Genomic DNA, 12,493 nt, shown 5'->3' with positions numbered 1-12,493 from the left:
TATGTATAATAGATATATATTCAAGTAAAGGGTGGGGTTTGTTTATGAATAATTATCGTTTTACAGCTTTTGAAAAAACTGGGGAAACACTTTTTGATGAAACTTGGACTTTTGAAAGCGATGAAGCTGCAAAAGTAAATGGTCAACAGCAAATCGTAGAGAAGGGCGTTGCAGAAAAAACACATCGCCTTGTTAACTCTTCTGGGAAATTAATATTATTCCATGTTTAAACTACGAAATTAGAAAGACACGTAGAAAATACTCTAGGTGTCTCTCACAGTAACAAAGTTTGCAAATAGTTATATAATTGATAAATCGGCAAGCCCCACCACTTCACTTTTGTGGACGAGATCGAGCATCCGAAATGGAATCACTCTTTTCTCGTAACAGAAGTCTATGTGATGGGGCTTGCGTCGTATTAAAATCCATTGGGATTAATATTTAATGTTTGTATTCAGCTTGTGGACCATGCTAAATGCCTTAATGTCCTACAAAGACCGGTGTTCTTTTTTCAACAAATGCATGGATGCCTTCTAAATGATCAGCCGTTTTACGCATAGCAGATTGGCCTTGAGCTTCCATCGCTAAAACGCTCTCTAACTGCGGCAAATTTTGTGCATGTAAAACCTTTTTAGTCATAATCATTGAAGCAATTGGTGATGCTAGCATCTTTCCAACTAATTGATCAGCCACTGCAAAGACCGATCCTTCAGGCGCAACATAATCGATTAAGCCTATATTGTGTGCTTCCTCGGCTGTTAGTACTTTGCCTTCCCAAATCATTTGTTTCGCTTTCACAGTGCCAAGTCTTTCCTTCATAAAGAAATGGCCACCACCATCTGGAATTAACCCAATCCCTATAAAATTCATAGCAAGCTTACTATTTTCACAGGCAACTACGATATCAGCACCTAGTGTTAAACTAAAGCCTAACCCTGCTGATGCACCATGAACCGCAGCAATAACAATCATTGGTAGTTGGTAATAAGCTTTGACGATACGTGTTAAATATACCATTGCCTCATCGATATTTAGCGGCTTATTTGGATCAAGCATTGCTTTAATATCACCGCCCGCAGAAAAGACCTTTCCTTCCCCACGAATAACTAAAACCTGTATTTCTTGCTCCTGCTGTAATGCTTCAAAACACTCTGCTAATTCACGCATCATCACATCATCCATCGCATTCATAGCATGTGGTCGATTTAGCGTTAAAGTAGCACGACGCTCTAATTTTTCTAATGTAATTGTTGAAAATTCCATGCCCTACACCCCCAAATATGAATAGTCATTCACTATGTACTATTCGTGTTTTTTCTGAAAACTCCTTCTCTCCTACGCAAAATAGTCGTTGTTATGCTATATTTAATGTCGAATAATGAAATTGAAGGTGGGTATTTTTGTGACACAAAAGGACTTTCGTGTATTACTTTATTATAAATATGTTGCTATTGAGGACCCAGAAGCATTTGCCGAAGAGCATTTAGCATTTTGTAAAGAAATTGGTCTACTTGGTCGTATTTTAGTAGGTTTAGAGGGCATAAATGGTACAGTTTCTGGTACGATTGAGCAAACTGAAAGCTACATGAATTATATGAAAGCGGACCCTCGTTTTAGCGATATTATGTGGAAAATCGATGAAGTAGAAGGGCATACTTTTAAAAAGATGCATGTACGACCTCGTACGGAGATTGTACACCTCGGCTTAGAAAATGATATTAACCCTTTAGAAATAACTGGGGATTATTTAACACCAAAAGAATTTATGACTCGTATGCAAGAAGACAATACGGTTATTATAGATGCACGTAACGATTATGAATTTGATTTAGGACATTTCCGCAATGCGGTGCGCCCTGAAATTGAAAACTTCCGTGATCTTCCGGCTTGGATGGAGGAACATAAAGAAGACTTTACTGGTAAAAACATCTTAACTTACTGCACAGGCGGCATTCGCTGTGAAAAATTTTCTGGCTGGTTAAAACGTGAAGGCTACGGTGAAAGTGTCGGTCAACTACATGGTGGTATTGCAACGTATGCTAAAGACCCTGAAGTAAAGGGACAATTATGGGATGGCCAAATGTTTATTTTTGATCGCCGCCGCAGTGTGCCTATTAATCAGGTCGAGCATGTGGTGATTGGTAAGGACTATTTTACAGGCGAACCAACAGAACGCTATACAAACTGCGCTAATCCTGAGTGCCACAAATTAATGCTATGTGAGGAAAAGCACGAGGCATTTTATATGCGTAGCTGTTCAGACGATTGCCGTCGCGCAAAACGTAATTTTTTCGTTGAAGAAAATGAATGGACAAAAGAGCAAGTAGAAGAACAAATAGCAAAAATTGCACAAGTTCAAAAATAAAATTGTTTGGGTGCCTGGCACTTCACGCAGCACATCGCAAGCCGCAACCGCGCCGTCTGTTGTGGCTTACTTTGCGTGCGTTCCCATAGGATTTTTCTTAGATTCTGGCTACGACATAAAAATTCAAAATTGTTTGAGTGCCTGGCACTTATGATTGTTGTGCTAAAAAGCGACCAACTTGTCGTCCGCTAAATAAACATCCTCCAACAAACGTTCCTTCCAATGCGCGGTAACCATGTACACCGCCCCCTCCGAAACCACTAACTTCTCCTGCTGCAAATAACCCTGGTACCGGTTGTCCATCCATGCCAAATACAGCTCCATCTAAATTCGTCTGTAAGCCCCCTAATGTTTTGCGGGTTAAAATATTTAATCGTACTGCAATAAGGGGCCAATTTTTTGTATCTAAAATTTTATGTGGTTTTGCAACCCGCACTACTTTATCACCAATATAATTTCTTGCTCCATGTATTGCATTCACCTGTATATCTTTCGTAAATTTATTGTCCATTTCACGATCCCGAGCTAATATTTGCTCTTTAATTTTAAGAAAATCAAGCAATTCATTTCCTGCAAGCTTGTTCATGCCATCTACTAGCTGCTTTAAATCGTTTGCAATAACAAAATCCTCACCATGATTTTTAAATGCTTGGATCGGTGCAGGTGGACCCGGTAAAATGCGTTTCATTAACTCTGATATGCTTTTATTCGTTAAGTCGGGATTTTGTTCTGAACCTGATAAAGCAAACTCCTTTTCAATGATTTTTTCCGTTAAAATAAACCATGAATAATCATAACCTGTTTTTTGTATGGCCTCTAACGTACTTAATGTATCAAACCCTGGAAAGTTCGGTGCTCCAAAGCGATTTCCCTCAGCATCAAACCATAAAGATGATGGACCTGGCAAAATACGAATACCGTGGTTTGGCCAAATTGGGTCCCAGTTTTTTAAACCCTCTGTATAATGCCACATCCGATCACGATTGACGATACGACCACCCGCATGTTCAGTAATTTCTAACATGCGACCATCTACATAAGCTGGTACGCCGCATACTATATTTTTGGGTGGAGTGCCAAGTCGAGCTGGCCAATTTTTTCGTACTAAATCTATATTTGCACCAATGCCCCCACTTGCGACAACGACTGCCCTTGCTTCATAGGAAAAAGCACCTACCCCAATGCGTGAACTTTGCTCTCCTCGTTGTGCAAAGCTTTCAGCTAAAATTGTGCCACTAATGCCAGTAATTCGACCATCCTTTTGTATAAATTCATCCACACGATGTCTCGGCTTAAAATCAATAATTCCTTCCTTTATCGCCTTTTTCACTTTATCTGCAAAAGGCTTTACAATCCCTGGCCCAGTTCCCCACACAATATGAAAGCGAGGAACCGAATTACCGTGACCTCCCGCTAATGAGCCACCTCGCTCAGCCCAACCAACAACAGGGAAAAACTTTATACCTAATGATTTAAGCCATGCGTATTTTTCACCTGCAGCAAAATCTACATAAGCCCTTGCCCATTTGTAAGCCCATGAATCCTCATCTTCTAAACGATCGAAGCCAGCAGTCCCTAGCCAATCCTGCCATGCAAGCTCTTTACTATCTTTAATACCAAGCCTTTTTTGCTCTGGTGAATTTACTAAAAATAGCCCACCAAAAGACCAAAATGCCTGTCCTCCCATTGAATTTTCAGGCTCTTGGTCCACCAGTAGTACACGTTTCTTTGCATCGATTAACTCACAGGCTGCAACTAGTCCCGCTAAACCAGCTCCGACAATTGCTACATCATATTTCATCCCAACACCCCCGAAAAATCTAAATCTATCTTTCTTTACATACATTCTTCTCTTATTGGCACTTTACCTCCTTATCGTTTTATAATTTCGACAAATATGTGGCATTAACGAAATGTTCGCATTCCGTCTTAAATCAGAGGAAGTTTTATGTAAATAATCTAATTTAATATAATTATCCTCCAAAAACTTTTTATCTTTTTACACTCGCTAAACCCCTATATTCTCTGTCTTGACACATTCGTTAGCGCTTACAATGTCCTCTGTAAAAAGACGAACAATAAAAACATATAAAGTATAAATAGTTCGTATATAAGCAGTTTTCAGACTTTTGAAGGGAGTAATTTTAATCTTTTTTTGAATAATTGTTGACAAAGGTGAACAATAGGGATTATGATGTTAACAAATTTAATCACACAAAAATATAACGACGGAGACACGCTAGTCGAAAGAAAATCCAAAGAGAGCTGATGGTTGGTGTAAATCAGTGATTTCTACGATATAGTTCCACTCCCGAATAGACGAGCCGAAAACCAAAAGTAAGCCTGTCCGTCACATGCACGTTACGCATATAGCTAAGACTGCAACGAAATTCTTTAGAGCAGTAATTAAGGGTGGTACCGCGAACCTATATTTTTCAGCCTTTCGCCCCTTACGACACAATATTTGTGTTCGTAAGGCGCGGAAGGCTTTTATATTTTTCGATAAAGAAGATTGTTTGCATGATGTAGAACCCGCAATTTAACAAAATGCGGACTGCACATATAGACATCACTAATAATTTTATTTAAAAGGAGCTAATTACAAATGACTACTGCAACAAAAACAATTAACGTATTTATCGCTGATCCACTAAGTGAAGATGGTATTTTCCCATTACGCCAAGAAAAAGATTTAGATTTAAACGTAATTATCGATACTGGACTAGCACCTGAGGAATTAATGGCAAAAATCGCTGATATTGATGTCTTACTCGTTCGTTCTCAAACAACAGTAACACGCGAAGTAATTGAAGCGGCAAAAAGCTTAAAATTAATCGGACGTGCTGGTGTAGGTGTAGACAATATTGACCTAGCTGCTGCAACAGAACACGGTATTATCGTTGTTAATGCACCAGATGGTAACACAAACTCTGCCGCTGAACATACAATCGCAATGATGACTTCTCTTGCTCGTCACATTCCACAAGCTTTCAATACATTGAAAAATGGGAAATGGGATCGTAAATCATATGTTGGGGTCGAGCTTAAAAATAAAACGCTTGGTGTTGTTGGCTTCGGTCGTATTGGCGTAGAAGTAGCTTACCGTGCAAAAGGTCAACGTATGAACATTATGGCGTACGATCCATTCTTAACTGATGAACGTGCTAATGAGCTAGGTGTTACAAAATCTACTGTCGAAGAAATTTGTGCTGCTGCAGATTTCATTACAGTACACACACCATTACTACCAGAAACACGTAACCTTATTAACAAAGAAAAGTTTGCAATGATGAAAGAGGGCGTACGTATAATTAACTGTGCTCGTGGTGGTATCATTAATGAGGATGACCTATATGATGCTATTGTTGAAGGAAAAGTAGCAGGCGCAGCTCTTGACGTTTTCGTTTCTGAGCCAGCGACTGACCACAAATTACTAACTTTACCACAAGTAATTGCAACACCGCACTTAGGTGCTTCTACAATTGAGGCACAAGAATCTGTAGCAGTTGACGTATCAAACGATATCATTAAATTCTACAAAACAGGTACGGTAACAAACCCAGTAAATATGCCATCAATTCCGAAAGAACTACTTGCACAAGTAGAACCTTTCTTTGAATTAGCTGAAAAACTTGGTTCATTCTTATCTCAAATAACAGCTGAGCCAGTTAAAGAAATTAACCTATCTTATGCTGGTGAAGTTGCAAACTATGACGTACGTCCTTTAACTTCTAATGCTTTAAAAGGTTTATTAGCTAAAAACCATGGTAATCACGTTAATGACGTCAATGCTCGTTATTTATCTGAACGTATTGGTATGAAAATTAACGAACATAAAACAACTACTGCAAAAGGCTTCACAAGCTTAATTACAGTTGAAGTAAAAACGGCTACTGAAACACATACTGTTGCTGGTACATTATTAAATGGCCTTGGTGCACGTATCGTAAAAGTCGAAAACTACGTAGTAGACGTTGTACCAGAAGGTCACCTTCTTTACATTAAAAACACAGATAAACCAGGTGCGATTGGACGCGTAGCAACAAAACTAGCTGAAAAAGATATCAACATCGCAACAATGCAAGTTGGGCGTGCTGAAGTTGGTGGAACGGCTGTAATGATGCTAACAGTCGATAATGTTGTTACGGAAGAAGATTTAACATACGTTTCACAACTTGAAAACATCGATGAAGTAAAAGCAATTGATCTTTAATCATTAAATTTACGTTAGCAGAGAGTTTCGTGCTCTCTGCTTTTTTGTGCATTTAAAAGCTGATGCTATTAGCTACTTTTTATTTTTTATTAAAAAAAGTACCTCAGAGAGACAATTCTGAGGTACACACTTTTAAATTGGACTAATGAATAGTTGTACATCATTTCAATGCAATACAAATATTTTTTGCTTCCGTGAAAAACTCTAAGCTATGGTGACCACCTTCACGCCCTACACCACTCTTTTTAAAACCCCCAAACGGTGCACGTAAATCACGTACAAACCAGCAGTTGACCCAAATTGTTCCTGCACGAACATCGTGCGAAATACGGTGTGCTCGTTGTAAATTTTCTGTCCAAATTACAGCATTCAATCCGTATTCTGTGCCGTTTGCAATGGCAAGTGCCTCTGCCTCTGTATCAAATGGAATAATCGTAACAATGGGACCGAAAATTTCCTCTTGGCAAATGCGTGCTTGCGGGTTTTCCTGTAAATAAATAGTCGGTTGTAAGTAATAGCCAGTACTCAAATGGGCTGGTAATTCAGGGCGCTCCCCTCCGTAAATAAGCGTAGAGTTTTCATATTCAGCGATGCTTAAATAGCTCGTTACCTTGTTATAATGTGCTTGACTTACGACTGGCCCCATATTCGTCTTGGCATCTTGAGGATCGCCAACAACTAATGCTGATGCCGCTGCTTTAAAACGTATAAGGAATTCATCTAAAATAGTACGCTGCACTAAAATGCGTGACCCAGCTAGACAAACTTGACCAGAATTCATAAATGCCGCCTGAATTGATACAGGAATGGCTTTGTCCAAATTCGCATCTTCAAAAATGATGTTCGCTGCCTTTCCGCCTAATTCAAACGATACCTTTTTCAATGAATCTGCGCCATTTTTCATTATGGCTTTACCTGTTGTTGTTTCCCCCGTGAAAGAAATTAAATCGACTTCAGGATGTGTAGTCATAAATTCTCCTGCTGACTGTACACCAAAGCCATGCACAACATTAACGACCCCATCCGGGATTCCAGCCTGTTGTGCAATCTCACCAAGCAACGATACAGTTAATGGTGTAATTTCTGCTGGTTTTATAACTGCTGTATTTCCTGAAGCTAAACATGGGCCAAGCTTCCATGTTGTGAGCATAAAAGGTAAATTCCACGGTGTAATTAATGCAGCAACCCCAACTGGCTCATAGCGCGTATAATTTAAATACGCATCGTCCATTGGGTATACTTCGCCACCTTGGTGCTCCATAAAATCCGCAAAAAATTTCAAGTTTTCCGCTGCCCGAGGTATTTCACGTTCTAATGCAACCTGGTAAGGCTTCCCTACATCTAAAGCCTCTAAGCGTGCTAACTCCTCTTTACGTTCAACAATGATTTCAGCCATCCGCCGTATTTTTGCACAGCGCTCCGATAATGGCATTGTTCGCCAAGGCCCTTCTTCAAAAGCTTGACGCGCAGCTTCACAAGCACGATCTACATCCTCAAAACTTGCTTCGTGTACCTGTGCAATAATTTCTTGAGTAGCAGGATTTTTCACCTCGAACAATGTTTGAGAAGAAGATTCTACATATTCCCCATTAATAAATAGTTTTACTTCTTTCAATTTCGTTTGTGTATTCGCCATGATAGACCACTCCTTACTCTTCATTTTGTCGACGTTGGATGGACTTTCCTGATATTCCCCAATGAGAACTTGGGATTTCATTTAAACATACACGAATCGTTTCAAGCGGTGCATCAAACACCGATGAAACCGTTTTACTGATTTCTTCAATTAATTGTTCCTTTTGTTCAGATGTACGGCCCTCAATGAATGTTACTTGAATAAATGGCATATCGTCTCCTCCTTATCTATAGCTCAACTTGAACAGATAATGGTTCCATACCGTCAAAACTTACGCTAAAGCTATCGCCTGAACGCATTGTCGCAGAGCCTGTTAGTGCACCACTAAGTACAACATCTCCCGCTCGAATGTGCTGGCCCCGAGCAATTAATTTATTTGCCATCCACGCTATTGCTCTTGCTGGATGCCCCATAACAGATCCTGCCGTACTCGTTGCAATAATTTCATCATTTTGTGAAAAAATACACCCCATATTGACTAGATCAACTTCACTTAACGTATATTTTTGCGAACCCACTATGTAGCGAGAGGAAGATGAGTTATCAGCAATTACATCCGGTAATGTAAAATTGAAGTTCAAATAGCGACTATCAATTATTTCCATGGCAGGAGCAATATACTCAGTCGCGGTCAGTACTTGTGCAACAGTAACTACCGGACCAATTAAATCCTGCTTAAACACAAAGGCAACTTCAGGTTCAATTTTCGGATGAATGAGTGATTTTAACGATATCGGTTGTTGTACATTTAACGCCATATTCGCTAATAGCACACCGTATGAAGGCTCATGAACACCCATCATTTGCTGTTTAGCTTTACTTGTTAAGCCAAGCTTGAATCCTGAAATGGTTGTCTGCTCATGTTTACACTTTAGTTCAATTAGTTTGGCTTGAATTTCATAGGCAGTTTCTACAGTCAATTCTGGATATTGCTCAACAAACTTCGTAACCTCATAGACATCCCGCTCTGCTAGATATAATTCATACGCAATTTGCTCTAGCGTATCGGTTTTCATCATTGCGAGTTCCTCCATTCTACTTATACTGTCTGCTTAGCATTTGCTATATTACGAGCTATTTCTGCTATTAAATCCTCTTGACCACCAACGGCTTTCATTTTGCCAAGTTCCACTAAAATTTCACGCTCATCTACGTTATATTTTTTCGCAGCCTCCTGAGTAAATAATAAAAAGCTTGAATACACACCAGCATAGCCCATCATTAAGCTAGACCCTGTTATTTCCTGTGACCGTGGCATAAATGGTGCTACTACTTCATTCGCAACATCTATTGTTCTATATAAATCAATGCCAGTTTCATAACCTAGACGATTAAAAACTGCAACCATTACTTCAGTTTGAGTATTGCCACTTCCTGCTCCCAAACAGCGTAAACTACCATCCACATACGTAGCACCTGCTTCAACTGCAGCCATCGTATTTGCCATAGCTAGTGATAAGTTATTATGCGCATGAAAGCCAATTTCACAAGAAACATGAGATTTTAGCGCAGCTACCCGCTCCTTCACTTCATGGGGTAGCATAGCACCTGCTGAGTCCGTTACATATATAATTTCAGCCCCATAGCTCTCAAATAATTTCGCCTGCTCTACTATTACTGATGTTGGAGCCATATGTGCCATCATTAAAAAGCCGACTGTTTTCAATCCTAACTCTCTACTTAAATAAATATGTTGACCAGCAACATTTGCCTCGGTTACATGAGTTGCAACGCGCGCCATTTTAGCGCCAGCCTTCACTGCATTTTTTAAATCTTCCTTTAGCCCAATGCCAGGTAATATTAATACTGAAATCGCAGCATCGCCACATTCTTCCTTTGCTGCTTCAATTAGCTTCAGTTCATCCACTTTTGAAAAGCCATATTGCAAAGAAGAGCCACCTAATCCATCGCCATGGGAAACCTCAAAGTACTTCACTTTTGCTTCTCCTAAACCTCTAGCTACATCTCTTACTTGCTGCTCTGTAAATGCATGTCGCATAGAATGACTGCCATCCCGCAATGTAACATCTAACACTGTTAGTTGTTTTGTCATCATGCCCACCTCCATTAGTTCGACTTAACTGTTTCATGTTGCTGCTTAGCCATTTGATTACCAACTTGAACAGCTGCCGCCGTCATAATATCAAGATTTCCTGAATACGGTGGGAAGAAATCCCCCGCCCCCTCAACTTCTATAAAAATCGAAATTTGATTACCGTCAAAAATTGGCGCACTTGTCATGCGATATCCAGGTACATATTGCTGTACAGCGCACACAATATCTTCAATCGCTTTTGTAATCTCTTCTTCCTTGCCCACTTCATTTACTAATACATGTACAGTGTCGCGCATCATAATTGGTGGCTCCGCAGGATTTAAAATAATAATAGCTTTGCCTTTTTTTGCTCCGCCTACTTCTTCTATTGCCCTTGCTGTTGTCCGTGTAAATTCATCAATATTAGCCCGTGTGCCAGGTCCTGCACTTTTACTTGCAACTGTAGCAACAATTTCTGCATAAGCGACATCCGCCACTTCGTTAATGGCATAGACAATCGGAATCGTTGCTTGCCCCCCGCAAGTCACCATATTGACATTGTCAACGTCCATATATTTTTCTAAGTTTGCACAAGGTACAACAAATGGCCCGATAGCTGCTGGCGTCAAATCGACTATCTTTTTGCCAAGAGCAAGTACCTGCTCACTATGCAACGTATGCGCATTGGCAGTTGTCGCGTCAAACACAATATCAAAAAGCTCAGGACATGCAACTAAGCCCGAAATCCCATTTGTAATTGTATGATAACCACGATCCTTCGCTCGTCGAATGCCTTCCGATGTGGAATCTATTCCAACCATGACACTCATCGTTAAATACGCACTACGCTCAATTTTGTACATTAAATCTGTACCAATATTACCTGAGCCTAAAATTGCGACTTTCAATTTGACCATCTTTACTTTTCCTCCTTCCTTCTAAACGTAGCAGACACAGCCCCAAGGTGAGCGAACTCAGCTCTAAACGTATCTCCATCCTCTATCGTTACTGCCGATGTTAATGCGCCTGCCAAAACGATTTCACCAGCCTGCAGCCCAATATGATACTTGCTAAGCTTGTTGGCAAGCCAAGCTACTGCACGTAGTGGATTTCCCATTACAGCAGCCGCTGCCGCACTATCAAAAAGCTCACCATTACGGTAAACATTCATGCCTATATGAGGTAAATCCACCTGCGTCAATTCCGTTGGTGTTCCTCCAATAATGACCATAGCGGAGGAACCGTTATCTGCTACCGTATCTTCAAAGTTAATTTTCCAATCGATAATACGACTATCAATGACCTCTAGGGCTGGTACTATATAATCTGTCGCCTCGATGACATCATTCACAGTAATAGCTGGTCCATACAAATCTTTCTTCAGAACAAATGCAATTTCAAATTCCAATTTTGGCTGTATGAAATGATTGAGTAATATTGTTGCACCATCCACCTCTACCATATCCGATAAAATATGACCGTAGTCTGGCTCTGTTACTTGAAATTGTTGTTGCATCGCCTTACTTGTTAAACCAATTTTTTTACCAATTATTCGCTTTCCCTGTTGTTGCTTTGAAGCAATTTGAAGTAATTGGATTGTATAAGCGTCATCTACAGTTATGTCCGGCACAGTGGATGTTAATGGCGCAATAGGTTGCTTTGTTTCCTCAGCTACTATTAATTTCTTTGCATAAAGTTGTGTATCCATCCCCAACCTCCTATACCTGCATTGTTGTTTCCGCTGCGAGTGTGCCATATCTTCCATTAAAGAATAGTAATGGCTCTCCTTCTTCTAATTGAATGTTCTTTACACTGCCAATAAATAACGTATGGTCACCTTCAACGTATGTGCTTGCTACTTCACAGCTTATTTGTGCAATCGCACCATCAATTGTCGGTGCGCCTTGTAAATCGCTGAAATTCACATTCCGTTTTTCTTTGATTTGGCCCGCAAATAACATAGACAATTCTTGTTGTTGTGCCGATAAAATATTGACAATAAAAGTCCCACTTTGCTTGATATGCTCAAGCATTGAAGCCTTTTCGCCTATAGAAATTACAACTAATTTTGGATCAAGTGAAACAGACATGAACGCATTCGCAGTCATGCCATGAATAGTACCATTTACATTTGTTGTAATTACCGTTACACCTGTTGCAAATTTCCCCATTGCATTTCTAAACAGACGATCTTCCATTACATAACCTCCTCATCATATAGTGCTGTCTCAAATTCTAGGAAAA

12 protein-coding genes are annotated in these 12,493 nt (G+C 39.9%); 3 read left to right on the top strand and 9 right to left on the bottom strand.

The features are described from left to right. Nucleotides 1–44: 44 nt before the first annotated feature. Nucleotides 45–230, top strand: coding sequence for a YhzD family protein (locus tag ACIQXW_RS17070; protein ID WP_173479813.1), 186 nt, complete (start codon nt 45–47; stop codon nt 228–230). Between the two features lie 250 nt (nt 231–480). On the opposite strand, the gene ACIQXW_RS17065 is transcribed toward ACIQXW_RS17070, so the two are convergent. Then, a complete protein-coding gene (locus tag ACIQXW_RS17065; RefSeq protein WP_340822446.1) occupies nt 481–1,263 on the bottom strand; it encodes an enoyl-CoA hydratase in 783 nt (260 codons plus the stop codon). A gap of 139 nt (nt 1,264–1,402) precedes the next feature. Here ACIQXW_RS17065 and trhO point away from each other — a divergent pair, with 139 nt between their 5' ends. Next, nucleotides 1,403–2,365 carry an oxygen-dependent tRNA uridine(34) hydroxylase TrhO gene (trhO, locus tag ACIQXW_RS17060; RefSeq protein ID WP_340822445.1) on the top strand — a complete coding sequence of 321 codons (963 nt, stop codon included), beginning with the start codon at nt 1,403–1,405 and terminating at the stop codon, nt 2,363–2,365. A gap of 148 nt (nt 2,366–2,513) precedes the next feature. Here trhO and ACIQXW_RS17055 read toward each other — a convergent pair whose 3' ends face one another. Further along, complete coding sequence (locus ACIQXW_RS17055) at nt 2,514–4,166, bottom strand: FAD-binding dehydrogenase (RefSeq protein ID WP_402764096.1); 1,653 nt, start codon at nt 4,164–4,166, stop codon at nt 2,514–2,516. Nucleotides 4,167–4,970: 804 nt separating this feature from the next. Between ACIQXW_RS17055 and serA the strand changes: the two genes are divergently transcribed. Next, nucleotides 4,971–6,578, top strand: coding sequence for a phosphoglycerate dehydrogenase (gene serA / locus ACIQXW_RS17050; protein WP_401020086.1), 1,608 nt, complete (start codon nt 4,971–4,973; stop codon nt 6,576–6,578). 160 nt (nt 6,579–6,738) lie between these two features. On the opposite strand, the gene ACIQXW_RS17045 is transcribed toward serA, so the two are convergent. From ACIQXW_RS17045 to ACIQXW_RS17015, 7 genes are read right to left on the bottom strand one after another with little or no spacing between them, the layout of a single operon-like run. Continuing rightward, nucleotides 6,739–8,214, bottom strand: a complete 1,476-nt coding sequence (locus tag ACIQXW_RS17045; RefSeq protein WP_401020088.1) for an aldehyde dehydrogenase — start codon at nt 8,212–8,214, stop codon at nt 6,739–6,741. A gap of 13 nt (nt 8,215–8,227) precedes the next feature. Beyond that, nucleotides 8,228–8,425, bottom strand: coding sequence for a 2-hydroxymuconate tautomerase (locus ACIQXW_RS17040; RefSeq protein WP_340822441.1), 198 nt, complete (start codon nt 8,423–8,425; stop codon nt 8,228–8,230). 16 nt (nt 8,426–8,441) lie between these two features. Then, nucleotides 8,442–9,233, bottom strand: a complete 792-nt coding sequence (locus ACIQXW_RS17035) for a 2-keto-4-pentenoate hydratase (RefSeq protein ID WP_401020090.1) — start codon at nt 9,231–9,233, stop codon at nt 8,442–8,444. A gap of 20 nt (nt 9,234–9,253) precedes the next feature. Continuing rightward, nucleotides 9,254–10,267, bottom strand: a complete 1,014-nt coding sequence (gene dmpG, locus ACIQXW_RS17030) for a 4-hydroxy-2-oxovalerate aldolase (RefSeq protein ID WP_340822439.1) — start codon at nt 10,265–10,267, stop codon at nt 9,254–9,256. 14 nt (nt 10,268–10,281) lie between these two features. Continuing rightward, nucleotides 10,282–11,166: an acetaldehyde dehydrogenase (acetylating) gene (locus ACIQXW_RS17025; RefSeq protein ID WP_340822436.1), complete on the bottom strand. Its 885-nt coding sequence runs from the start codon at nt 11,164–11,166 to the stop codon at nt 10,282–10,284. 2 nt (nt 11,167–11,168) lie between these two features. Further along, nucleotides 11,169–11,957, bottom strand: a complete 789-nt coding sequence (locus tag ACIQXW_RS17020) for a 2-keto-4-pentenoate hydratase (RefSeq protein ID WP_401020094.1) — start codon at nt 11,955–11,957, stop codon at nt 11,169–11,171. A 10-nt stretch (nt 11,958–11,967) separates the two neighbouring features. After that, nucleotides 11,968–12,447: a flavin reductase family protein gene (locus ACIQXW_RS17015; RefSeq protein WP_402764089.1), complete on the bottom strand. Its 480-nt coding sequence runs from the start codon at nt 12,445–12,447 to the stop codon at nt 11,968–11,970. Nucleotides 12,448–12,493: the final 46 nt, after the last annotated feature.

This window comes from Lysinibacillus sp. NPDC097162, from assembly GCF_044762185.1.
GTDB lineage: Bacteria > Bacillota > Bacilli > Bacillales_A > Planococcaceae > Lysinibacillus.
The sequence above is the reverse complement of the archived record's forward strand: the minus strand, read 5'-3'. Positions and strand labels throughout refer to the sequence as shown.